The organism is Pseudomonas sp. DF11, from assembly GCF_058148565.1.
Window position 1 is genome coordinate 37,838 of record NZ_JBYVYN010000010.1, and the last position, 23,986, is coordinate 61,823.

At 60.5% G+C, this 23,986-nt stretch carries 21 protein-coding genes, 3 tRNA genes and 1 riboswitch; of the genes, 4 read left to right on the forward strand and 20 right to left on the reverse strand.

The window, feature by feature from the left end; translation table 11 throughout:
- Positions 1–47: 47 nt before the first annotated feature.
- On the forward strand, positions 48–542 hold the full coding sequence (locus AC30D9_RS24640) for a cell envelope protein SmpA (protein WP_134926681.1): 495 nt from the start codon (positions 48–50) through the stop codon (positions 540–542).
- 39 nt (positions 543–581) lie between these two features.
- Here AC30D9_RS24640 and AC30D9_RS24645 read toward each other — a convergent pair.
- From AC30D9_RS24645 to ltaE, 7 genes are all read right to left on the reverse strand, one after another.
- Positions 582–658: transfer RNA gene (locus tag AC30D9_RS24645), tRNA-Arg, on the reverse strand.
- A 72-nt stretch (positions 659–730) separates the two neighbouring features.
- Positions 731–807 (reverse strand) — tRNA-Arg (locus AC30D9_RS24650).
- Positions 808–914: 107 nt separating this feature from the next.
- Positions 915–1,005 (reverse strand) — tRNA-Ser (locus AC30D9_RS24655).
- A gap of 62 nt (positions 1,006–1,067) precedes the next feature.
- Positions 1,068–1,256 carry a carbon storage regulator CsrA gene (gene csrA, locus AC30D9_RS24660; protein ID WP_003178872.1) on the reverse strand — a complete coding sequence of 63 codons (189 nt, stop codon included), beginning with the start codon at positions 1,254–1,256 and terminating at the stop codon, positions 1,068–1,070.
- 185 nt (positions 1,257–1,441) lie between these two features.
- Positions 1,442–2,683 carry an aspartate kinase gene (locus AC30D9_RS24665; protein ID WP_109753917.1) on the reverse strand — a complete coding sequence of 414 codons (1,242 nt, stop codon included), beginning with the start codon at positions 2,681–2,683 and terminating at the stop codon, positions 1,442–1,444.
- Between the two features lie 89 nt (positions 2,684–2,772).
- Positions 2,773–5,394, reverse strand: a complete 2,622-nt coding sequence (alaS, locus tag AC30D9_RS24670; RefSeq protein ID WP_490145056.1) for an alanine--tRNA ligase — start codon at positions 5,392–5,394, stop codon at positions 2,773–2,775.
- 146 nt (positions 5,395–5,540) lie between these two features.
- Complete coding sequence (ltaE, locus tag AC30D9_RS24675) at positions 5,541–6,545, reverse strand: low-specificity L-threonine aldolase (protein ID WP_490145057.1); 1,005 nt, start codon at positions 6,543–6,545, stop codon at positions 5,541–5,543.
- A 269-nt stretch (positions 6,546–6,814) separates the two neighbouring features.
- Positions 6,815–6,981: riboswitch (FMN riboswitch) on the forward strand.
- Between the two features lie 100 nt (positions 6,982–7,081).
- Between ltaE and AC30D9_RS24680 the strand changes: the two genes are divergently transcribed.
- Positions 7,082–7,591 (forward strand): 6,7-dimethyl-8-ribityllumazine synthase, encoded by a 510-nt coding sequence (locus AC30D9_RS24680; protein ID WP_122569283.1) that lies wholly within the window; start codon positions 7,082–7,084, stop codon positions 7,589–7,591.
- 135 nt (positions 7,592–7,726) lie between these two features.
- Here the strand turns inward: AC30D9_RS24680 and astE are convergent, their stop codons facing one another.
- The 13 genes from astE to acs all read right to left on the reverse strand — a co-directional run bounded on the left by astE (position 7,727) and on the right by acs (position 22,807).
- Positions 7,727–8,734, reverse strand: a complete 1,008-nt coding sequence (gene astE / locus AC30D9_RS24685; protein WP_490145058.1) for a succinylglutamate desuccinylase — start codon at positions 8,732–8,734, stop codon at positions 7,727–7,729.
- Between the two features lie 12 nt (positions 8,735–8,746).
- Complete coding sequence (locus AC30D9_RS24690) at positions 8,747–9,034, reverse strand: hypothetical protein (protein ID WP_003178862.1); 288 nt, start codon at positions 9,032–9,034, stop codon at positions 8,747–8,749.
- A 69-nt stretch (positions 9,035–9,103) separates the two neighbouring features.
- A complete protein-coding gene (astB, locus tag AC30D9_RS24695) occupies positions 9,104–10,450 on the reverse strand; it encodes an N-succinylarginine dihydrolase (RefSeq protein ID WP_490145059.1) in 1,347 nt (448 codons plus the stop codon).
- A 132-nt stretch (positions 10,451–10,582) separates the two neighbouring features.
- A complete protein-coding gene (gene astD / locus AC30D9_RS24700; protein WP_490145109.1) occupies positions 10,583–12,052 on the reverse strand; it encodes a succinylglutamate-semialdehyde dehydrogenase in 1,470 nt (489 codons plus the stop codon).
- Positions 12,049–13,074, reverse strand: a complete 1,026-nt coding sequence (astA, locus tag AC30D9_RS24705; RefSeq protein ID WP_058543460.1) for an arginine N-succinyltransferase — start codon at positions 13,072–13,074, stop codon at positions 12,049–12,051. The genes astD and astA overlap by 4 nt, the downstream gene beginning before the upstream one ends.
- 54 nt (positions 13,075–13,128) lie before the next feature.
- Positions 13,129–14,148 carry an arginine/ornithine succinyltransferase subunit alpha gene (gene aruF, locus AC30D9_RS24710; protein WP_134925473.1) on the reverse strand — a complete coding sequence of 340 codons (1,020 nt, stop codon included), beginning with the start codon at positions 14,146–14,148 and terminating at the stop codon, positions 13,129–13,131.
- A 221-nt stretch (positions 14,149–14,369) separates the two neighbouring features.
- Complete coding sequence (locus tag AC30D9_RS24715; RefSeq protein WP_109753910.1) at positions 14,370–15,590, reverse strand: aspartate aminotransferase family protein; 1,221 nt, start codon at positions 15,588–15,590, stop codon at positions 14,370–14,372.
- 388 nt (positions 15,591–15,978) lie between these two features.
- On the reverse strand, positions 15,979–16,959 hold the full coding sequence (locus AC30D9_RS24720; protein ID WP_109753909.1) for a GlxA family transcriptional regulator: 981 nt from the start codon (positions 16,957–16,959) through the stop codon (positions 15,979–15,981).
- A gap of 113 nt (positions 16,960–17,072) precedes the next feature.
- Positions 17,073–17,837, reverse strand: a complete 765-nt coding sequence (locus AC30D9_RS24725; protein ID WP_134925474.1) for an ABC transporter ATP-binding protein — start codon at positions 17,835–17,837, stop codon at positions 17,073–17,075.
- 56 nt (positions 17,838–17,893) lie between these two features.
- Positions 17,894–18,592 carry an ABC transporter permease gene (locus AC30D9_RS24730; protein ID WP_134925475.1) on the reverse strand — a complete coding sequence of 233 codons (699 nt, stop codon included), beginning with the start codon at positions 18,590–18,592 and terminating at the stop codon, positions 17,894–17,896.
- Entirely contained in the window at positions 18,589–19,278 is a 690-nt protein-coding gene (locus AC30D9_RS24735) for an ABC transporter permease (protein ID WP_134925476.1), read from the reverse strand. The genes AC30D9_RS24730 and AC30D9_RS24735 overlap by 4 nt, the downstream gene beginning before the upstream one ends.
- A 90-nt stretch (positions 19,279–19,368) precedes the next feature.
- Positions 19,369–20,142, reverse strand: coding sequence for an ABC transporter substrate-binding protein (locus AC30D9_RS24740; protein ID WP_307575414.1), 774 nt, complete (start codon positions 20,140–20,142; stop codon positions 19,369–19,371).
- A 709-nt stretch (positions 20,143–20,851) separates the two neighbouring features.
- Positions 20,852–22,807: an acetate--CoA ligase gene (acs, locus tag AC30D9_RS24745; protein WP_134925478.1), complete on the reverse strand. Its 1,956-nt coding sequence runs from the start codon at positions 22,805–22,807 to the stop codon at positions 20,852–20,854.
- Between the two features lie 567 nt (positions 22,808–23,374).
- On the opposite strand from acs, the gene AC30D9_RS24750 reads away from it, so the two are divergent.
- Together AC30D9_RS24750 and AC30D9_RS24755 are read left to right on the forward strand one after the other, a co-directional pair.
- Positions 23,375–23,638: a DUF2790 domain-containing protein gene (locus AC30D9_RS24750; RefSeq protein WP_053147209.1), complete on the forward strand. Its 264-nt coding sequence runs from the start codon at positions 23,375–23,377 to the stop codon at positions 23,636–23,638.
- A 31-nt stretch (positions 23,639–23,669) separates the two neighbouring features.
- The gene (locus AC30D9_RS24755; RefSeq protein ID WP_490145060.1) at positions 23,670–23,885 is read left to right on the forward strand and encodes a hypothetical protein; all 216 of its coding nucleotides are present in this window, start codon (positions 23,670–23,672) and stop codon (positions 23,883–23,885) included.
- Positions 23,886–23,986 lie beyond the last annotated feature (101 nt).

Below are 23,986 nucleotides of genomic sequence, written 5' to 3' on the forward strand. Positions count from 1 at the left end.
ATGCAGCGACTACCCTTCTCTTCTGCACCGTCAAGGAGGACGACCGGATGCCCCTCAACCACTGCCTGTTCCTGCTCGCCTGCCTGCCGTTATGGGCTGCCGGGCAGACCGTGCATCGCTGCGAAAATAGCGCAGGGCACGTTACGTTCACGACCCTGAGCTGCGGCCCGGGAGAAGCCCTGTCACTACAACAGATCCATCCGTATCGCCCGGGTTCGACCGAACCGACGACCGAGGCGATGCTGCCCGAAGCGGAGCGCTGGCAAACATCCAGCAACAAAACCACCCGCAGGGAGCCGACCGTCGTCGGCCAGTTCCAGGACCGTTGCGGGAACCTCATCGACGCCAGGCAACGCCGCGATGCCATCCTCGACCGACGAATCATCGCCGGCATGAGCCAACAGGACGTGGAAAGCGCCCTGGGCAAGCCACACTCAATCAAAATTCGCAATTCGAGCACACGGTATACCTACAAGGCGAAGAAAGGTCGCAGCGCAGAGATCGTGTTCGATGAAAGAGGATGTGTGAAAGGCAAATCGTAGACAGCAAAAAGCCCGCGTTAACGCGGGCTTCTTGGTATATGGTGCACTCGACAGGATTCGAACCTGTGACCGCTCGGTTCGTAGCCGAGTACTCTATCCAGCTGAGCTACGAGTGCAAGTTGTGGTTTTATACCAGATCACAACTGGTTGACGCCAAGTTATTTGCATTGCTGCAAACGACTCTTAAATGGTGCACTCGACAGGATTCGAACCTGTGACCGCTCGGTTCGTAGCCGAGTACTCTATCCAGCTGAGCTACGAGTGCATTTGTTGCCGCGCATTATAGGTCGTCAATTCCTTTTGTAAAGCGCTTTTTTCAGTAATTTCAATCACTTACCGATCAAGCCAGGCTTTGACGCACTAAACGAATAATGGCGGAGAACGGGGGATTCGAACCCCCGACACCCTTTTGAGGTGTACTCCCTTAGCAGGGGAGCGCCTTCGGCCACTCGGCCAGCTCTCCGCAACACGGGGCGTATATTAACCACCTTCATCCCCGTTTGCAAACATAAAAATCGATAAAAATTAATGGCTTGGTTCGTCGTCCTTCTCTTTCTTGATACGCAGGTAAATTTCCTCGCGGTGTACAGCAACCTCTTTCGGGGCGTTGACGCCGATACGCACTTGGTTTCCTTTGACGCCGAGCACGGTCACGGTGATTTCGCCATCGCCAATAATCAGGCTTTCTGCACACCGACGGGTCAGAATCAGCATACTTTTCTCCTCACGCAATTCACTTAAGGGACAACAGTCTGCAAAAAAAGAGGCATTGGACCTACAACCGAAACGGTCGAAGCCTACAGGCCTAGTATTGACCAGCGCGGGCAAAAGAACAGTTTTGGGACGCGCCATTCAGAAAAACAAAGGGCGCGGTCCAGCCGCGCCCTCAAGACAACGCCTTACTCGCCCTGTCGGGCGGCTGCGTCGAGTTCGAAAGCCGTGTGCAGGGCGCGCACGGCCAGCTCCAGGTACTTCTCTTCGATCACCACGGAAACCTTGATTTCCGAGGTAGAGATCATCTGGATATTGATGCTTTCCTTGGCCAGGGATTCGAACATACGGCTGGCCACGCCTGCGTGGGAGCGCATGCCGACACCGACGATCGAGACCTTGGCGATCTTGGTATCGCCCACCACTTCCCGGGCACCGATCTCGCCAGCGGTCTTTTTCAGGATCGCTTCGGCAGACTGGTAGTCGTTGCGGTGCACGGTGAAGGTGAAGTCAGTGGTGTTATCGTGCGCGACGTTCTGCACGATCATGTCGACTTCGATGTTCGCGGCACTGATCGGGCCGAGAATCTTGAATGCCACGCCGGGGGTGTCTGGCACGCCACGGATGGTCAGCTTGGCCTCATCGCGGTTGAAGGCGATGCCGGAAATGATCGGCTGTTCCATGGATTCCTCTTCATCGATAGTAATGAGGGTGCCCGGACCCTCTTTGAAGCTGTGCAGAACGCGCAGCGGAACGTTGTACTTGCCAGCGAATTCGACCGCCCGGATCTGCAGCACCTTGGAACCGAGACTGGCCATTTCCAGCATCTCTTCGAAGGTGATCTTGTCCAGGCGCTGAGCCACAGGCACTACCCGTGGGTCAGTGGTGTAGACACCATCCACATCGGTGTAGATCTGACATTCGTCAGCCTTGAGGGCCGCTGCCAGTGCCACGCCAGTGGTATCGGAACCGCCACGGCCAAGGGTGGTGATGTTGCCGTGCTCGTCCACGCCCTGGAAACCGGCGACGACCACTACACGACCAGCCTTCAGGTCGCTGCGAATCTTCTGGTCGTCGATCTGCAGAATACGCGCTTTGTTGTGCGCGCTGTCCGTCAGGATACGCACCTGGTTGCCGGTGTAGGACACCGCTGGCACGCCACGCTTGATCAGCGCCATGGCCAGCAAGGCGATGGTCACCTGTTCGCCGGTGGAAACGATCACGTCCAGCTCACGCGGGACCGGTTGCTGGTCGCCACTGATTTGCTTGGCCAGATCGATCAGACGGTTGGTCTCGCCGCTCATTGCCGACAGCACAACCACCAGGTCATCGCCCGCATCACGGAATTTCTTAACCTTGTCGGCGACCTGTTCGATTCTCTCGACACTGCCGACCGAGGTGCCTCCAAATTTCTGTACGATCAAAGCCATTTCAAAGCCGCCTCTGCCCATGAAGGGCGCCCAATAATCACTCAACAGCGCTCGGGCTCGTGACTAGACCACGAGCCCGCGGCGCTGCCTTAAATACCCTGCTCTACGAATGCAACGGTCTGGGCCAGTGCCGCGTCCAGTGCGCCGACGTCGGTACCACCGCCTTGCGCCATGTCCGGGCGACCGCCGCCCTTGCCGCCCACTGCCGCAGCGGCTTGCTTCATCAAATCACCGGCTTTGAGTTGGCCAGTCAGGTCCTTGGTCACGCCTGCGACGAGAACGACCTTTTCCTCATGGACACTGCCGAGCAGGATCACTGCGCGGCCGAGTTTGTTTTTCAGCTGATCGACCAGCGCCAGCAGCGCCTTGCCATCCTGGCCATCCAGACGCACGGCCAGTACTTTCACGCCCTTGACGTCCACGGCCTGGGCCGACAGATCGTCGCCCGCGGCGCTGGCGGCCTTGGCCTGCAACTGCTCGAGTTGCTTTTCCAGCAGGCGGTTGCGCTCCAGCACGGCCGACAGCTTGTCGATCAGGTTGTCACGGCTGCCCTTGATCAGGGTTGCCGCTTCCTTGAGTTGTTCTTCGGCCGCGTTGAGGTACGCCAGGGCCGCAGCACCGGTGACCGCTTCGATCCGGCGTACGCCGGAGGCCACGCCACCTTCGCTGATGATTTTCATCAGACCGATGTCGCCGGTCCGGTTAGCGTGGATGCCGCCGCACAGCTCGACCGAGAAGTCGCCCATGCTCAGCACGCGCACGCTGTCGCCGTACTTCTCGCCGAACAATGCCATGGCGCCCTTGCGCTTGGCGGTCTCGATGTCGGTTTCTTCGGTTTCTACCGGAGAGTTCTTGCGAATCTCGGCGTTGACGATGTCTTCCAGCGCCTTGAGTTGCTCAGGCTTGATGGCCTCGAAATGGCTGAAGTCAAAGCGCAGGCGCTGACTGTCCACCAACGAACCCTTCTGCTGGACATGCTCGCCCAGCACCTGGCGCAACGCCGCGTGCAGCAAGTGCGTGGCGGAGTGGTTCAGCGACGTGGCATGACGAACGTCGGCATCGACATGAGCGGCCACCGGCGCTGCGATCATCAGGCTGCCGGAAGCCAGCACGCCGTGGTGCAGGAACGCGCCGCCGGTCTTGGTGGTGTCACGCACGTCGAAACGCGAGTTGCCGGCCTGCAAGTAACCGCTGTCGCCGATCTGGCCGCCGGATTCGGCGTAGAACGGGGTCTTGTCCAGCACGATCACGCCTTCCTGGCCTTCGCTCAGGATGTCGACCGACTGCCCATCCTTATAGATAGCAACGATCTTGGCCGAGCCGGTGGTACCGGCATAACCGGTGAACTCGGTGGCCACCTCAACCTTGACCAGGCTGTTGTAGTCCATGCCGAAAGAGCTGGCGGAACGCGCGCGGACCCGCTGGGCTTCCATCTCGCGCTCGAAACCTTCCTCGTCGAGGGTCAGGTTGCGTTCGCGGGCGATGTCACCGGTCAGGTCCATCGGGAAACCGTAGGTGTCGTACAGCTTGAACACCACATCGCCCGGAACCACGTTGCCCTTGAGTTCGGCCAGGTCTTGCTCGAGGATCTTCAGGCCTTGCTCCAGGGTCTTGGCGAATTGTTCTTCTTCAGCCTTGAGTACGCGCTCGATGTGCGCCTGCTGGGACTTGAGCTCGGGGAAGGCGTCGCCCATCTCGGCCACCAGCGCCGCGACGATCTGATAGAAGAAGCTGCCCTTGGCGCCCAGTTTGTTGCCGTGACGGCAGGCGCGACGGATGATCCGACGCAGCACATAGCCGCGACCTTCGTTGGACGGAAGCACACCGTCGGCAATCAGGAAACCGCAGGAACGGATGTGGTCGGCCACCACTTTCAACGAAGCCTGGTTGTCGTTGGTGCAACCGATGGCCTGGGCCGACGCGCTCAGCAGGCTCTGGAACAGGTCGATTTCATAGTTGGAATGAACGTGCTGCAACACCGCACTGATCCGCTCCAGGCCCATGCCGGTGTCGACCGACGGCGCAGGCAGCGGATGCAACACGCCATCGGCGGTGCGGTTGAACTGCATGAACACGTTGTTCCAGATCTCGATGTAGCGGTCGCCATCTTCTTCCGGCGAGCCGGGTGGGCCGCCCCAGATGTCGGCGCCGTGATCGTAGAAAATCTCGGTGCACGGGCCACATGGGCCGGTATCGCCCATGGTCCAGAAGTTGTCGGATGCGTAAGGCGCGCCTTTGTTGTCGCCAATGCGCACCATGCGCTCTGCCGGAACACCGACCTCCTTGGTCCAGATGTCATAGGCTTCGTCATCGCTGGCGTAGACCGTTACCCAAAGCTTCTCCTTGGGCAGGTTCAGCCACTTGTCGGAGGTCAGGAAGGTCCAGGCGAAGGTGATGGCGTCGCGCTTGAAATAGTCACCGAAGCTGAAGTTACCCAGCATTTCGAAGAAGGTGTGGTGACGTGCGGTATAGCCGACGTTTTCCAGGTCATTGTGCTTGCCGCCGGCACGCACGCATTTCTGGCTGCTTACCGCACGGGTATAGGCACGTTTTTCCTGGCCCAGGAAGCAGTCCTTGAACTGGTTCATCCCCGCGTTGGTGAACAGCAGGGTCGGATCGTTGCCCGGAATCAAAGAGCTGGAGGCTACTCGGGTGTGGCCTTGCTCTTCGAAGAAGCGAAGGAAGGCTTCACGGATTTCTGCGCTTTTCATTAGGTTCTTCCACGGAGGCTGCGGCCAAAGGCCTGTGCAAAACGTCAACAGACGAAGCAACGGCAAAGGGCCGCATTATATCGGCCCTGCGCGCGGGGTACAGCGTGTTTATGCGATAGAAACTGTCAATTGGCCCGGTTGACGGGTCAGTGGCGGGAAAATTCGACGAAAGTGCCGACCACCTGGTCGATTTGCGCCGCGTTCACGTCCATGTGCGTCACCATTCGCAGGCGTGGTGCCGCGCTTAGCTTGACGCCCCGTTCAGCGGCAAAGGCCTTGATCGCCTCGGCTCGCTCGCCCATTTGCACGTAGACCATGTTGGTCTGAACCGGCTCGACCTGGTAACCCGCCGCCCGCAACCCCTCGGCCAGGCGCAGGGCATTGGCATGGTCCTCGGCCAGGCGCTGGACCTGGTGTTCCAGGGCATACAGCCCCGCCGCCGCCAGAATCCCGGCCTGGCGCATGCCGCCGCCCACCATTTTGCGCAGCCGGCGCGCCTTGCCGATCAACTCGACGCTGCCGCACAGGACCGAGCCCACTGGCGCGCCGAGGCCTTTGGACAGGCACACCGATACTGAATCGAAGTACTGCGTGATCTGCCGGGCATCGACATTCAACTTGACCGCAGCGTTGTACAGCCGCGCGCCGTCCAGGTGCAGGGCCAGGCCATGCTCCCGGGTGAACTGCCGGGCCCGGGCCAGGTATTCCAGCGGCAGGACCTTGCCCTGCATGGTGTTTTCCAGCGCCAGCAGGCGGGTGCGGGCAAAGTGGAAATCATCGGGCTTGATCGCCGCGGCGATTTGCGCCAGGTCCAGGGAGCCGTCCGCTTGTACCTCGAGGGGTTGAGGCTGGATCGAACCGAGTACCGCCGCACCACCCCCTTCGTACTTATAGGTGTGGGCCTGCTGGCCGACGATGTATTCGTCGCCACGTTCACAATGAGCCATCAACCCCAACAGGTTGCTCATGGTGCCCGTAGGGACGAACAGCGCGGCGGCGAACCCCAGGCGCGCGGCCAGCTCGGCTTCGAGGCGATTGACGGTCGGGTCTTCGCCATACACATCGTCGCCGGTCGGCGCACTGGCCATGGCATCGAGCATGCCGGCGGAAGGTTGGGTGACCGTGTCGCTGCGAAGATCGATAACGCTCATGAGTCTGGCCTCGGGTTCGGGTGGCGGGAAATCCCTTTCGAAGGGCAATTACTGCGGGCATGGCGCGGAATAATCAAGCCCGGTCGACGGAAATGCCACCCCCCTTGTGTGCGAGCCGTGGGAGCAAAGCTTGCTCGCGATAGCGGTGGGTCAGTCAACATCAATACTGCCTGACCCGACGCCATCGCGAGCAAGCTTTGCTCCCACGGCTCGCTCCCACAGGGGGTTATGTGTTAAAAATCCTCCGCTGCCACAAACCATGGCGGCAAAAACGTTCTCAGGGCGGGGTGTAATTCCCCACCGGCGGTAATTGCGCGCAACGTGCATAGCCCGCGAGCGCTTGGCGATACACGGTTTTACGGTGTAACGGCAAGGTCAGCAGACCCGGTGTGATCCCGGGGCCGACGGTCATAGTCCGGATGAAGAGAGAACGGGATTGGCACCCAAGGGCCGACTGCGACTGTCTGTGCGCGGCGTACCCTCGAATCCCCTTCGATTCATGACGCCCTGTTTTTCACACAAACAGGAACCAGAACATGCAACCCACTGCAATCGACAGCAAAAGCAAAAGTCATCCGGGCGAGCGCGTCGCGTTCATCCAGGCCTGCTGGCACAAGGAAATCGTCGACCAGAGCCGTAAGGGCTTCGTCGCCGAAATGATCAATCAGGGTTATCAGGAAAGTGATATCGACTTCTTCGAAGTCGGTGGTGCCTTCGAGATTCCGTTGCACGCCAAGCTGCTGGCCAAGTCAGGCCGCTACGCTGGCATCGTCGCCGCTGGCCTGGTGGTGGATGGTGGCATCTACCGTCACGAGTTCGTCGCCCAATCGGTGATCAGCGGCCTGATGCAGGTGCAGCTGGAAACCGAAGTGCCGGTGTTCTCGGTCGTGCTTACGCCGCATCACTTCCATGCCGGGGAAGAGCATCAGAAATTCTTCTTCGAGCATTTCGTGCACAAGGGCCAGGAAGCGGCGAAGACCTGCGCCGATACCCTGCACAAGACCCGGGCGTTGCGGCGCAGTGAGCAGCGGGCGGTAGCGGTCTAAGGCTGGACGCAAGCCCAAATGTGGGAGCGAGCCTGCTCGCGATGACGGAGTGTCAGTCGCTATAGATGTCGGCTGATATACCGCTATCGCGAGCAGGCTCGCTCCCACAGGGATCTTGGTCAGTTTGAAACTGAGTCAGGCCAGGTTTTCATCTGTCGCCGGCACGATCAGGATCCCGGCCCGCAAACCATTCTTGACCTTGGGGTTGGGGAAAATGATCCGCGCCCCCTCTTCTTCAATCACCCAGCGCGTCTGGGCGATGTCCTCGGCCAGCACATAACCTTTACCCAGCTCCGAGAAATTTTCGATGTCCGCCGGCAGGTTCAGGCGAAAGCTGTCGCTGTGCTTGATGATTTCCCGTGCCACGCTGAACAGCTGCAAGCCATCGAGCCCTTCATCCAACTCCGGCTCGTTGCCCTCGATGATCTGTTGCAGGCGGGTTTCCAACAGGCTGACATTGACGCCGTCGTTTTGCCCGAATGGCCGGGCCTTGCCCAGTTCCAGGGTGAAAGACTCGGCACCGAGCTGATCGTAGGTGTAGGCACTGAACACGATGGACGGCTTGTTCTGCAGCAACACCGCCTCCACGCCCGCGGCACACAGGCGCGCCAGTTCACGGCGTGAGTGCTGGCGACCTTCCTTCCACGGGTACAAGGCGAACTGCTCGATCTTCGAACCGCGAATGGCCGTGTGCAGGTCGTAATGCAGGCGACTGCGTTCTGGCCGGCTGAAAAAACTCGCGGCCAGCCGCTCCAGCTCACAAGCCCGTAGTGCTTCAGGCCCACCACTCAGCTCATGGCGACCATTGAACAGCCGGTTGACGTCCTGCTCGACAAAACGCTCACCGCGCCGGATGGCCTCGGGGTTGCCGAACAGGAACAGAATGCGTGCCCGTGGCTTCAGGTCGCCACGGGCAATGTCATGCAGCAAGCGGTCGAGCAATTCGATGGGCGCGGTTTCGTTGCCATGGATGCCGGCCGACAGCAGCAGGTCCAGGCCGTTATCCCGGGCTTCGGGCGGCTTGACCTCCAGCGCGCCCTCGCTCAACCAGCGCATCCGTACGCCTTCGACTGTCAGTTGAGTCTTCTCCGCCGGTTCACGGCCGGCGAGGGTCAGTTCAAGCAGTTTGCCGAGGGCGAGCATAGCGCGGTTTCCTTAATGGTCGTGGCCGCAATCCGGGCCATGGACATGGTCATCGTCGCCGACGTCCGCCGGTTCCATTTCCAGTTGCAGGCTGACCAGGTTGGTTGCCAATGGACGCAACAACAGGTTGGCGTATTCCTCGTCCCCTTCCTCGACGTCCACGCCGATCAGCAACTGGCCGCGGCCGTCCTGCTGGATCCACAGTTCCTTGCCTTGCCACATTACCGCGACGCGGGTGCAGGAGGTTTCCAGTTGGGTGCCATCGGTGTCTTCAAGGATCAGCTGCAGGGTATCGCTCATGTTTTAACGTTCTCGTCTGGGGATAAGGCAACGCGCCCTGCTTTGACTGTAGTCAGGTCGCGCGCGCTTTCAATTGATCTGGAAAGGATAAACCGCGCCAAGTTTAAGGATTTGTGTCAGTTCATCCAGCGCCGCACGGCATTCGAGCAGCAACTGCGGGTCTGCCAGGTCATTTTCGGTCATGCGGTCGCGGTAGTGCCGCTCGACCCATTGGGTCAGCGAATCGTACAACGGCGCGGTCATGATAACCCCTGGGTTGACGGCCGCCAGCTCGGTTTCATTGAGGGCCACGCGCAACCGCAGGCAGGCTGGGCCGCCACCGTTCTGCATGCTTTGCTTGAGATCGAAGACTTTCACCTCGCGAATCACCCCTCCAGAGCCCGTCAGGCCTTGCAGATACTGCCAGACACGTTCGTTGCTGCGGCACTCTTCCGGCACGATCAACAGCATCGAGCCGTCGGGGCGCGACAACAGCTGGCTGTTGAATAGGTAGGAGCGCACGGCGTCATCGACCGTCACCGCCGAACGCGGTACACACACCGACTGAAATTTCCCACCGACCTTGGCGAGTTTGCTGCTCAGCTCGGCCAGCATCTTGTCGGTCTCGAGGAACGCATCCTCGTGATAGAACAACACTTCGCCATTGCCCACCGCGATCACGTCGTTGTGGAACACACCCTGGTCGATTACCGACGGGTTCTGTTGGGCGTACACCACGCCCTCCTCCCGCAGCCCATGCAGGCGGGCAACGGCCTGGGAGGCTTCCAGGGTCTGGCGCGCCGGGTATTTCTGCGGTGCGGGGTAACGGGTGTCGAAGGCACTGCGACCGAAGACGAAGAACTCCACGCCGGCTTCGCCGTAGGCGCGGCAGAAACGGGTGTGGTTGGCGGCACCTTCGTCGCCGAACTGCGCCACCGCCGGCAACGCGGCGTGATGGGCGAAGTGCTGCTGATTGGCGAACATCGCCCCCAGCACGCGACTGGTGGTCGGGTGTTCGATGCTGCGGTGGTACTTGCAGTTCAAGTTGGCGGCGGTGAAATGCACGCGACCGTCAGCGGTGTCGGCGCTCGGGCTGACGGTGGCGGCGTTGGCCACCCACATGCTGGAGGCCGAGCAACTGGCGACCAGCAGCGGCATCGCTTCTTTCGCGGCCTGCTGGATGACCTGGGCATCACTGCCGGCAAAGCCCAAGCGGCGCAGGGCCGCCACGTCCGGGCGCTCCTGTGGTGCCAGCACCCCTTGCTGGAAACCCATGTCCATCAGCGCTTTCATTTTCGCCAGGCCCTGCAGCGCCGCTTCCTTGGGGTTGGAGGACTGCTGGCTGTTGCTCTGGGACGCGACGTTGCCGTACGAGAGCCCGCCGTAGTTATGGGTCGGCCCCACTAGACCGTCAAAGTTGACTTCATAGGATTTCATCAGCGAGGCTCCACGAGAATCTGTTTTTTTATAGGCATCAAGTAACAACCGCAGCGCGGCCATCGCGAGCAGGCTCGCTCCCACAGGGTCTTGCACTGTCCTTGTGGGAGCGAGCCTGCTCGCGATTGGGGTTTACACCATTCTCACGCCGGGGGTCAGGGCAGCCGGCATGACAAGGCTTGGTGTCTCCAGGGAAGCCACCGGATACGCGCAATAATCGGCCGCGTAATAAGCACTGGCGCGATGGTTGCCCGAAGCACCGACACCGCCGAACGGTGCGCTGCTGGCAGCTCCCGTCAGCTGTTTGTTCCAGTTGACGATACCGGCACGGCTTTGCAGCCAGAACTGCTGGTAACGCTCCTGGGAATCGGACAGCAAGCCAGCGGCCAGGCCATATTGCGTATTGTTGGCCTCGGTGATTGCCGCTGCGAAATCCTTGTAGCGGATCACTTGCAACAACGGCCCGAACAGTTCTTCATCAGGTCGCTCGGCCACTGCCGTCACGTCCAGGATACCCGGCGTCAACAATGCAGCCTGGGCCTGCGGCTGGGTCATGCTCAACAGAGGCACGGCGCCCTTGCCCAGCAAATGGTTTTGCGCATCCATCAACGCCTTCGCCGCGCCCAGGGAAATCACCGAGCCCATGAACGGCGCTGGCTGCTGGTCAAAGGCCCCCACTTCGATGGTCGAACTGACCGCTACCAGGCGCGCCAGCAAGGCATCGCCCCAGGCGCCTTCCGGCACCAGCAGGCGGCGCGCGCAGGTGCAACGCTGCCCGGCGGAAATGAAAGCGGACTGGATAATGGTGTAGACCGCCGCATCGACGTCCGCCACCTCATCCACCACCAGTGGATTGTTACCGCCCATTTCCAGCGCGAGGATCTTGTCCGGGCGCCCGGAAAATTGTTGGTGCAACAGATTGCCGGTGCGGCTGGAGCCGGTGAAAAACAGCCCGTCGATGCCCGGGTTGGCCGCCAGGGCGATGCCGGTTTCCCGGGCGCCTTGCAGCAGGTTCAGCACGCCCGCCGGCAGCCCGGCCTCGACCCAGCACTTGACCGTCAGTTCGGCGACTTTCGGCGTCAGCTCGCTCGGCTTGAACAATACGCTGTTGCCGGCCAGCAGGGCCGGCACGATGTGGCCGTTGGGCAAATGGCCGGGGAAGTTGTAGGGGCCGAACACCGCCACCACACCGTGGGGCTTGTGGCGCAGTACAGCGGTGGCGTCGCCCAGGGGACCGCTCTTCTCGCCGGTCCGCTCGCGGTAGCTCTGCACCGAAATGGCGACTTTGTTGACCATGCTGGTGACTTCGGTAGCCGCTTCCCACAACGGCTTGCCGGTCTCTTCACCGATGCAATGGGCCAGCTCATCAGCATGGTTTTTCAGGGCGGCGGCAAAAGCTTCCAACACCTGGATACGCTCATCCAGCGAACGCCGTGCCCAGTCCGGGAACGCCTGGCGCGCGGCCTGCACCGCCGACTCCACTTGCGCCGCCGTGGCGCCGTTGCCCGACCACAACACCTGTTGAGTCACCGGGTTCAACGACTCAAAGAGGTCGCCCTGACCTTCCAGCCAGCTTCCTGCGATGTACAGCGAATTCATTATTTCGACTCCCGAGCAGCAGACAACGCGACGGCACGCACCTGATCGCCAGCGTTGAGTTGAAGACGTTTGGCGGTCAGCGGGTCGACCACCAGCGTGCCGGCGGCCAAGCGCGCGGGAGCTGCGGTGATGCGGCAGTCTTCGCGCTTGCGGTTATGAATGAGGAACGGCGTGGCATCGTCGCCCGGCGTGCCGATGGCCAGGACCAGCGCCTGGCTGTCACGAATCGCGCGGATCTTGCCGGTTTCGCACTCCACCGCCGGGCCGGCGTCGAAGATGTCGACGTAACCCTGGTAGCTGAAACCTTCGCTCTTGAGCATCGACAGCGCCGGCTCAGTGTCCGGGTGAACCTGGCCGATCACGGCCCGGGCATCTTCAGACAGAAAGCATGTGTACAGCGGGAACTTGGGCATCAGCTCGGCGATGAATGCCTTGTTGCCCACGCCGGTCAGGTAATCGGCCTGGCTGAATTCCATCTTGAAGAAGTGCCGGCCCAGGCTTTCCCAGAACGGCGAACGCCCATTGTCGTCAGACATGCCGCGCATCTCGGCAATAATCTTGTTACCGAACAATTGCGGGAATTCAGCAATGAACAACAACCGCGCCTTGGCCAGCATCCGACCATTGAGGCCACTGCGAAAATCGGCATGGAGGAACAACGAGCACAACTCGGAATTGCCAGTCAGGTCGTTGGCCAGGAACAGGGTCGGGATTTCCCGATAGATGTTCAATTCCTGGGACGCGCTGACCGTCAGGCCAACCCTGAAGTTGTACCAGGGCTCACGCAGCCCCACGGCACCGGCGATGGCGGAAATACCGACCACGCGGCCGTCGTCGTCTTCGAGCACGAACAGGTAGTCCGCGTCACCGCGCCCGGCTTCGCCGCGAAAGGTCTTCTCGGCCCAGCCGACCCGATGGGCCAGGCGCTCTTCGTTGGCCGGCAAGGTAGTCAAGCCAGTGCCAGTGCTGCGGGCCAGGGCGATCAGAGCGGGTAAATCGCTGCTGCGTACGGGACGAACGATCATGCTATCTCCTCAAACGGGTCGCTTGCGCCACCCGCGAAACTCAGCTGTAAGGCGTTAAACCGCCACCAGGCGCACGCTGGCACCCTCGCCAACGCCCAAGGCTTCGGCCGCTTCCATGTCCAGAATCACCGGTTTGCCCGGCGCGTAGTCAAGCTCGAGCAGCACGGCGCGGTAATCCTGCAACTGGGCATTGGCCACCAGGTATTGCCGACCAGCGCCCTTGACCGGTTCGCCGATCTTGACCGGCACCACGCGGCTCTGGGCGATCGAGCGGATCCCCGAGACACGGGCATGCAGGGTCGGGCCACCGTCGAAGATGTCGATGTAGTGATCGGTCTCGAAACCCTCGCGCATCAGGATGTCGAAGGTGATCTGCGCCCGCGGATGGACCTGGCCCATGGCTTCCTGGGCGGCGTCCGGCAGCAGCGGCACATAGATCGGGTAATGGGGCATCAGCTCGGCGAGGAAGGTGCGGCTTTTAAGCCCACACAGGCGCTCGGCGGCGGCGTAGTTGAGGTCGAAGAAGTTGCGACCGATGGCATCCCAGAACGGCGAGTCGCCATTCTCATCGCTGTAGCCGACGATCTCGGTCACCACCGAATCGGCAAACCGCTCCGGATGGCTGGCGACGAACAGCAGGCGCCCGCGAGAATTGAGCTCCGACCATGGCGAGCCGACCAACTCAGGAACCACGTAGAAGCTGGTCAGCAAGCTATTACCGGTCAGATCGTGGCACTGGGAGAGCACGTGGATCTTGTTGTGGATCTTCAGCTCACGGGAGGCATGAACGAAGGTCTCGTTGCGAAAGCTGTAGAACGGCTCGGAATAACCGGCCGACGCGACGATGGCCGAACAGCCTGCCAGCTTGCCGGTCGCGGTGTCTTCAAGCACGAAGAAATAGCTCTCTTCACCGTTGAAGCTGACTTCGGCGGCAAACGAGGCTTCGCTTGCGGCGATCTTGTCGCTCAGGCGTTCCACGTCATCCGGCAAGGAAGTGACACCGATCGGACTGTCCGCAGCCAGACGCTGTACCTCGCCCAGATCAGCCATTTGCGCGGGGCGCATCACCAGCATGGTGTCACTCCTTAACTTGAAATAAACGGTTCGACCGAAGGGTCGATACACAGAGAATAAAAACCGGACATCCACTCAAGCACAGAAGCAGACTTTCTGTGGGAGCGAGCCTGCTCGCGATGCGAACGACTCGGTCTGCCTGGCGGACCGTGGCGATTCAATCGCGAGCAGGCTCGCTCCCACAAAAGCCCGGCCCACACTGGAGCCAGTCAAGTCTGAAATCAGGCTTGCGTCAGCTTCGCCGCAGCCCGCTCGAAACGGTCCAGGCCGGCATCGATGTCGGCGTCTTCCACCACCAGGCTCGGGGCGAAGCGAATCACGTCCGGGCCGGCTTGCAGGATCATCAGGCCTTCCTGTTCGGCGGCGTTGAAAATGTCCTTGGCCTTGCCCTTCCAGGCATCGTTCAGCACACAGCCGATCAACAGGCCCAGGCCGCGCACTTGGGTGAACAGGCCGTATTTCGCGCCGATCTGCTCCAGGCGCGTCTTGAACTTGTCGTGCTTGGCCTTGACGCCGGCGAGCACTTCAGGGGTATTGACCACATCGATCACCGCTTCGGCTACCGCGCAGGCCAGCGGGTTGCCGCCATACGTCGTGCCGTGAGTGCCGACGACCAAGTGCTTGGCCAGTGCTTCGGTGGTGAGCATCGCCGCGATCGGGAAACCACCGCCCAGGCTCTTGGCACTGGTGAGGATGTCCGGGATCACGCCGTAGTGCATGTAGGCGAACAGCTCGCCAGTGCGACCCATGCCGGTCTGCACTTCGTCGAACACCAACAGCGCGTCGTGCGCATCGCACAGGTCACGGGCACCTTGCAGATAGGCCAGTTCAGCCGGCAGCACACCGCCCTCGCCCTGGATCGGTTCCAGCACCACGGCGCAGGTCTTGTCCGAAACAGCCGCTTTCAAAGCGGCCAGGTCGTTGTAAGGAACGTGGGTAATGCCAGTAATTTTAGGCCCGAAACCGTCGGAGTACTTCGACTGTCCGCCAACGTTGACGGTAAACAGGGTGCGACCGTGGAAACTGTTGAGCGCGGCGATGATTTCGTACTTCTCGCTGCCGAACCGATCGAACGCGACGCGACGGGCCAGCTTGAAGGCGGCCTCGTTGGCTTCGGCGCCGGAGTTGCAGAAGAACGCGCGCTCGGCAAAGGTTGCGTCGACCAGTTTATGGGCCAGGCGCAGGGCCGGCTCATTGGTGAAGACATTGGACACGTGCCACAGCTTGTTGGCCTGTTCGGTCAGTGCGCCGACCAGTGCCGGGTGGGCATGGCCCAGTACGTTGACTGCGATACCGCCGGCAAAGTCGATCAGCTCACGACCGGATTGGTCCCATACGCGGGAACCGGCACCACGCACAGGTATGAAGGCAGCAGGTGCATAGTTGGGAACCATAACCTGGTCGAAATCGGCGCGTTGTACCGCGGCTTGCTCAACGGACATCGGAGTCTCCTGATGAGGAACACCCGCCTGGAACTGGCGGGCTTGGTAAGGATTGTAAGGACAGTTTTCAGCCCGGCCTTGTCGCCAAGCGACAACTTCTTATAGCGCCAACCCACGTTTTTCGCGGGTTTACGGCAATGCGACAAATAGCGTCGCAAAGGCGCAGTTTAAACGTTGCCAAGGGGTTTGAGGCACTTGCCTCCAGATTTCCATTGCACCTGTGGCGAGGGGATTTATCCCCGTTGGGGTGCGAAGCACCCCTAAGCCAGGCAACTCGGTGTGCCAGATAGATAGCGTTGACTGTCTTGGGGCTGCTGCGCAGCCCAGCGGGGATAAATCCCCTCGCCACAGGATTACATTGCCTGCTCGCACAGGGGTTGTGCCAGCCCTAGCCCCGCTCTGACGGCACCGAGGACAATTCGAACGGGCTGCTGCTGCGCCGCTGGTTGCGGTCTTCTCGCGGCGTGGCGCCGAAGAAGTTGCGGTAGGCGCTGGAGAAGTGCGGCCCCGAGGAGAACCCGCAGGACAGGCCGATCTGGATGATGGACTTGCTGGTCTGCATCAGCATCTGCCGGGCCTTGTTCAGGCGCAGCTCCAGGTAGTACTGGCTGGGCACGCGGTTGAGGTACTGCTTGAAGATCCGCTCCAGTTGCCGGCGGGACACGCAAACATGCTGGGCGATTTCATCGGTGGTCAGCGGCTCTTCGATGTTGGCTTCCATCAGCAACACGGCCTGGGTGAGCTTCGGATGGCTGGAGCCGAGACGATTCTGTAGCGGGATGCGCTGGCGCTCGCCGCCCTCGCGGATGCGCTCGACCACCAGTTCTTCCGACACCGCGCCGGCCAGTTCCGCGCCATGATCGCGAGCCAGCACCGCCAGCAACAGGTCCAGCACCGACATGCCGCCGCAAGCGCTCAGGCGATCACGGTCCCAGTCGAACAGATGGCTGGTGGCGATGACCTTGGGGAAGCGCTCGGAGAAGTCATCCTGCCAGCGCCAGTGCACGGCGGCACGGTAACCGTCGAGCAAACCCAGCTGAGCCAAGGGATAGACGCCCGCGGACAAACCACCGATCACACAACCGGCGCGCACCAGTTGCTTGAGGGCGCTGCTCAGGGGCGAGGCCAGGGCGGTCGGCGGTTCATCGGCCAGCAGGAACAGCTTCTGGAAACCCTCGAGCTTGCCGGCCCAGGGCTCACCCGGCAGTTGCCAGGCGCCGTCGACTGGCGGCTCGGCCTGCAAGAACGACAGTTCGTAGACCACGTCCGGATGCACCCGCTGCGCGACACGCAAGGCCTCCTCGGCCAGCGCCAGCGTCAAGGCTTTAGTGCTGGGCCAAATCAGGAAACCTATTCGATGGGCAGTCATGGCGGGCAATCCGAAGCGAAAACAGTGTTAAAGCCAAAAGCGGCTGCAACCAAATTAGACCATCTGGCGCGCGGTGCGCAGCATGACCCAAATCAGGTGCGTAACGGGAGCGATTACTTGAGGCTGCCCGAAAGAAATTGTTGCAGGCGCTCCGATTGCGGATTGACCAGCACTTCGCGCGGGTTGCCGCTTTCTTCGACGAGACCTTTGTGCAGGAATACCAACTGGTTCGACACCTCACGGGCAAAGCCCATTTCGTGGGTCACCACCACCATGGTCCGGCCTTCCAGTGCCAGGGATTGCATCACTTTGAGCACGTCGCCCACCAGTTCCGGGTCGAGGGCCGAGGTCGGCTCGTCGAACAGCATCACCTCTGGCTCCACCGCCAACGCACGGGCAATCGCCACACGCTGCTGTTCACCGCCGGACATATGGCCCGGGTAAGCGTCCTTGCGATGGGCCACGCCAACCTTGTTCAAGTAATACTCGGCTTTTTCGCGAGCCTCGGCCTTGGCCACGCCCAACACATGCACCGGCGCTTCCATGATGTTTTCCAGCGCAGTCATGTGGGACCACAGGTTGAAATGCTGGAACACCATCGACAGCCGCGAACGCATGCGCTGCAGTTGCTTGGCGTCCGCAGCCTTCAAGGCGCCGTCCTTGCCAGCCACCAGCTTCAGCTCTTCGTTGTTGAGCAGAATCTTGCCAGCATGGGGTTGCTCAAGCAGGTTGATGCAACGCAGGAAGGTACTTTTGCCGGAGCCACTGGAGCCGATGATGCTGATCACATCACCGGCGGCGGCTTTCAGGGACACGCCCTTGAGCACTTCGTGACTGCCATAGCGTTTATGCAGGTCTTGGACTTCAAGCTTGTACATGCGGTCGGTTCTCACAAAACGTCAGTCGTTGAGCAGTCGATCGGATCGATGCGTTATCAGTGCTTGCGCGGGGCCAGGTAACCCAGCCAGCGGCGTTCGGCCAGTTTGAACAGGCGCACCAGGATGAAGGTCAGGCACAGGTAGAAAACGCCGGCCGTGATGTAAGCCTCGAACGGCAAGTAGTACTGCGCATTCACCGTGCGCGCGGCACCGGTGATGTCGATCAGGGTCACGATGGACGCCAGGCTGGTGGTCTGCAACATCATGATCACTTCGTTGCTGTATTGCGGCAGCGCCCGACGCAAGGCCGACGGCAGCAGGATCCGGCGATACAACTTATAGCGCGACATGCCCATGGCCTTGGCCGCTTCGATCTCACCATTAGGCGTGGCCCGCAGGCTGCCGGCGATGATTTCGGCGGTGTAGGCACTGGTGTTGATGGCGAACGCCAGGCATGCACAGAAGGTCGCGCTGGACAACCACGGCCAGAGGAAGCTCTCGCGCACGAACTCGAACTGCGCCAGCCCGTAGTAGATCAGGAACAACTGCACCAGCATCGGCGTGCCGCGAATCACGTAGGTGTAGAGCCACGCCGTCATATTGACGAGCGGCTGCTTCGAGACGCGCATCAACCCCAGGGGCAGCGCCGCCAGCAGACCGAAGAACAGCGACAATGCCAGCAGCTTCAAGGTGGTCAGCAAGCCACTGAAGTACAGCGGCAAGGCCTCGTAGATGACGTTGTAGTCGAAGATCATAGATCAGCCGCCCTTACGCCTACCGAGTAGCGCTTCTCAAGGTGACGCAATGCCAGCAACGAGACACTGGTGATCACCAGGTACATTGCCGCCACTGCCAGGAAGAAGGTGAAAGGCTCGCGCGTGGCATCCGCCGCCTGCTTGGCCTTGAACATCATGTCTTGCAGGCCCACCACCGAAATCAGCGCGGTGGCCTTGGTCAACACCAGCCAATTGTTGGTGAAGCCCGGGATCGCCAGGCGAATCATCTGCGGCACCAGCACCCGGAAAAACACCTGGAAGCCATTCATGCCGTACGCCATGCCCGCCTCGGCCTGCCCCTTGGGGATCGCCATGAACGCGCCGCGGAAGGTTTCCGACAGATAGGCACCGAAGATGAAACCCAGGGTACCGATACCGGCCGCCAGCGGATTCAGGTCGATGTAATCGTCATAACCGAGCATTGGCGCCACACGATTGAGCAGGTCCTGGCCGCCGTAGAAAATCAGCAGGATCAGCACCAGGTCGGGAATACCGCGAATGACCGTGGCATACAGGTCGCCCAGCCACGCCAGCCAACGCACCGGCGAGAGGCGCAAGGCAACACCGATCAGCCCCAGGACGATGGCCAGGGCCATGGACGACAAGGCGAGCTGAAGCGTCAACCATGCGCCATCGAGGATGACAGCCCCGTAGCCTTTCAACATGATTCAGGTCCTCGAAAGTGGGATGAAAAAATGGCGCAAACCGCAGAGATCCTGTTGCTTGCGCCATTTCGCACGAGTGGCGGGACGTCGTTACTTGCCGTAGATGTCGAAAGCGAAGTACTTGTCCTGGATTTGCTTGTATTTGCCGTTCTCGCGGATAGCGGTGATCGCGCTGTTGATCTTGTCTTTCAGCGCATCGCCCTTGCGAACCGCAATTCCAATACCGTCGCCGAAGTATTTCTCATCGGTGAAGGCCGGGCCGACGAACGCAAAGCCTTTGCCGGCGTCGGTTTTCAGGAAACCGTCATCCAACAGCGTAGCGTCCGCCACGGTACCGTCGAGACGGCCGGCTGCCACGTCCAGGTAGATCTCGTTCTGCGAACCGTACGGCTTGATCTCGGCACCCAGCGGGGCCAGGACTTCACGGGCGAAACGCTCGTGGATCGAACCGCGCTGTACGCCGATGTTCTTGCCCTTGAGCTCGGCCAGGCTATCGCTGACCTGGGTACCCGCCTTCATGACCAGGCGGGCCGGGGTGTTGTAGTACTTGTTGGTGAAATCAACGGACTTCTTACGGTCTTCAGTGATCGACATGGACGACAGGATCGCATCGATCTTGCGCACCTTGAGCGCCGGGATCAGACCGTCGAACTCTTGCTCGACCCACACGCACTTGACCTTCATCTCTTCGCACAGAGCGTTGCCGATGTCGTAGTCGAAACCGACGATGCTGCCATCCGGAGCTTTCGAGGCGAACGGAGGGTAGGCCGCTTCGATACCGATCTTCAGGGGCTTCTCATCGGCAAATGTCGGCAGGGACAGCACGGACAGTGCCAGGGCGCCAAGCAGCACAAGTTTCTTCATCTTGGAACTCCATCGGTAAAGGGCGAAAACGGCAGAGTGAGCAACAGCCCAATATGCGAATGGGTGGAACGAACTTTGGTGCTGCGTCCTAGGAAGCTCACGTTTTATTCAACGCGAGCCACGACGAGCGAGTGATCGGCATTCTAACGACAGGCCCGAAGCCGATATTTCTTCAATGCGACAACAAATTACAGAAGCACCGAGAAAGCGGTTCGAGCACATTGACAGTCTCGCAAATTCATGCAAGAGCAAAAGAAGGGAAACCGATCTATGCTGCAAATAGCGGGCCCATTATTCGCAAACCCTTCTAATCCGGCAAGCACAGCGTGTCGGCTTATTTTCTGAGGCGCCTGGAGCCGCTCTGTAACGGGGCTTCACGTTTCACATCGCCCCGTTGTGGCGCCTTTGGTTACACATTTCGAAACAGGGGTAACGTTCGGAAGCGTCCTGCTTTGAAGGTCGATATTTATTCGTAGAGCACGTCAGCCCAATACGACAACCCTGTGGCGAGGGGATTTATCCCCGCTGGGCTGCGTAGCAGACCCAAAACACTTTATGGGGCGACCTGGCACACCGAGGCGGCTTCTCAGGGGCTGCTTCGCAGCCCTACGGGGATAAATCCCCTCGCCACAGGGATCGCGCCAGGCACAAAAAAAGCCCCACCCGGCAAATGCCGGGCGGGGCTTTTCGGTGTTACTGACTACTACCGTCAGGCCACGTTCATGGTCTTGTGCGTCTCGATCAGATGCGCCACCACACTCGGATCGGCCAGGGTGGAGATATCACCCAAACCGTCGTACTCCGCTGTGGCGATCTTGCGCAGGATGCGGCGCATGATCTTGCCGGAACGGGTCTTCGGCAGCCCCGGGGCCCACTGGATAACGTCCGGCGAAGCAATCGGACCGATCTCCTTGCGCACCCAGTTCTTCAGCTCCAGGCGCAGGGCTTCGCTGGTTTCCTCACCGGCATTCAGGGTGACGTAGACATAAATGCCCTGCCCCTTGATGTCGTGCGGCACACCCACCACCGCCGCTTCGGCGACTTTCGGGTGGGCGACCATGGCGCTCTCGATCTCGGCCGTGCCCATGCGGTGGCCGGAGACGTTGAGCACGTCATCCACCCGACCGGTGATCCAGTAATAGCCATCCTCGTCGCGACGCGCACCGTCACCGGTGAAATACATGCCGCTGAAGGTCTTGAAGTAGGTGTCGACGAAGCGGTCGTGGTCGCCGTACAGCGTACGGGCCTGGCCCGGCCACGAATCGAGGATCACCAGGTTGCCTTCGGCCGGGCCTTCGATCAGGTTGCCGAGGTTGTCCACCAGCGCCGGCACCACACCGAAGAATGGACGGGTGGCCGAGCCTGGTTTCAACGCCGTGGCGCCCGGCAGTGGGCTGATCAGCACGCCACCGGTTTCGGTCTGCCACCAGGTGTCGACAATCGGGCAACGTTCCTTGCCGACATTCTTGTAGTACCAGTCCCAGGCTTCCGGATTGATCGGCTCGCCCACCGAACCCAACAGGCGCAGGCTGCTGCCATCGGCGCCTTCGACAGCGGCGGTGCCCGAGGCCATCATCGCGCGGATGGCGGTCGGCGCGGTGTAGAGGATGCTGACCTTATGCTTGTCGACGACCTTGGCCACCCGGGTGATATCCGGGTAGTTCGGCACGCCTTCGAACAGCAGCGTGGTCGCGCCATTGGCCAGCGGGCCGTAGACGATATAGCTGTGGCCGGTGACCCAACCGACGTCGGCGGTGCACCAGTAGACTTCGCCCGGCTTGTAGTCGAACACTCGCTCATGGGTCAGAGCCGCGTACAGCAAATAGCCGGCCGTGGTGTGCTGCACACCCTTGGGCTTGCCGGTGGAACCGGAGGTGTAGAGGATGAACAGCGCTTCTTCAGCGCCCATTTCCTTCGGCGCGCAAACGGTGCCGGCCACTTTCATCAGGTCTTCGTACCAGATGTCGCGGTGCTGGTTCCACTTGATGTTGCCAGCGGTGCGCTTGCACACGATGACTTTCTGGATGCTGCTGGTTTCCGGGTTGGTCAATGCGTCATCGACGTTGGCCTTGAGCGGAATCTTCTTGCCAGCGCGAACACCTTCGTCGGCAGTGATGACTACTTTGGATTTGCAGTCGATGATCCGGCCGGCCAGCGCTTCAGGCGAGAAACCGCCGAACACCACCGAGTGGATCGCACCGATCCGGGCACAGGCCAGCATGGCGACCACAGCTTCAGGAATCATCGGCATGTAGATCGTCACCACGTCGCCGCGATGCACGTCCTGACCACGCAAGGCGTTGGCGAACTTGCAGACTTCTTCATGCAGTTCGCGATAGGTAATGTTGCGGCTCTCGGACGGGTCATCACCCTCCCAGATAATCGCAACCTGATCACCGCGCTCGGCCAGATGACGGTCGAGGCAATTGTAGGAAACGTTCAAGGTGCCGTCGGCGAACCACTTGATGTCGACATGGTGATCGTCGAAGGACGTCTGCTTCACCGTGGTGAAAGGCTTGATCCAATCGAGGCGCTTGGCCTGCTCACGCCAGAAGCCGTCCGGGTTGACGACCGACTGCTGGTACATAGCCTTGTAGGTCGCCTCGTCAGTCAGCGTATTAGCCGCAACCTCGGGGCGAACGGGATACACAGAAGCCGCACTCATCTTTCTTACCTCGGAGACATAGTTGTTTTTGTATGGTCCCGTTGTAGCCCGGGGCGGGCCTATAGAACCATTCGACGATGGTAGTAACAAGTCCCTACAAAATGTCGGTACTAACGTGCAAGGCCCTGCCTGCGGGGATTTTCCTGTGTGGGAGCGAGCCTGCTCGCGATGGCATTGGGTCAGTCAATATCGATGTTTGATGTAACACCGCCTTCGCGAGCAAGCCCGCTCCCACAGTTGAATTTCAGTGAACGCCTATTTTATGTCCAACACAGATCCTCTGTGGGAGCGGGCTTGCTCGCGAAGACGGTGGTAAATCCAACACAGACGTAACAGACAGCCACCGGTCCCTACGACGATTATTACCAGATCAACCAACAGTGTTTATCAAAACCCGGTCTTTTTGCGATTACCCCCTCCCCCTAAAATCCATCTCGCCAACCGGCAAACACGATTAACGCAACACAGCCCCCACGAAGGCCGTTAATCCAACCTCCAAAACCAAGCTCCACACGCAGCCCCAAAAAGGTTGCGTGACCCCACTCGACCTCAAGAAAGGTGAATTAGATGAAAGCTTTATGGGTTCTGGTCCTCGGCAGCCTCTGCGCCACCGCGATGGCAGACGAGGCCCCGACCGATGTCGCACAGCAAAAACCGGCGATCGAGGAGTACACCTACTCCACCCACCTGGACATCGCCAAAGTCATCTCCATGAGTGAGATCCCCAATGTCTGCGAAGTGGTCCCGGCGAAGATGGAATACGACGATTCCAAGGGCCAGCGCCACATCTTGCGCTACAGCGTCATGGGCAACGGTTGCTCCAACGGCTGATCAACCCTTGAACGAATCAGGAGCAACTACCATGAAAGCCCCACTGATCCTCGCCTTGGCCCTGTCCGTACTGGCCACCAATACTTTCGCCGCCGATGGCTTCGATCGCACCGGCTCCGCCGCCGCGATCAGTCGGTACGACATGGCGGACTCTGCCACCATCGCGAGTGACGACTACACCACCACGACATCAACCACCGTCGCCTCGGATGGCAGCGATCACACCGGTTCCGCCCATACCGATTGATCATTACTGGCATTTTCCATGGCCCGATTTCGATCGGGCCTGGTTGTGTCTGCAACCGCCGAAAACCCTCAACAAACACAACATGTAGTGTAAAACCGCAA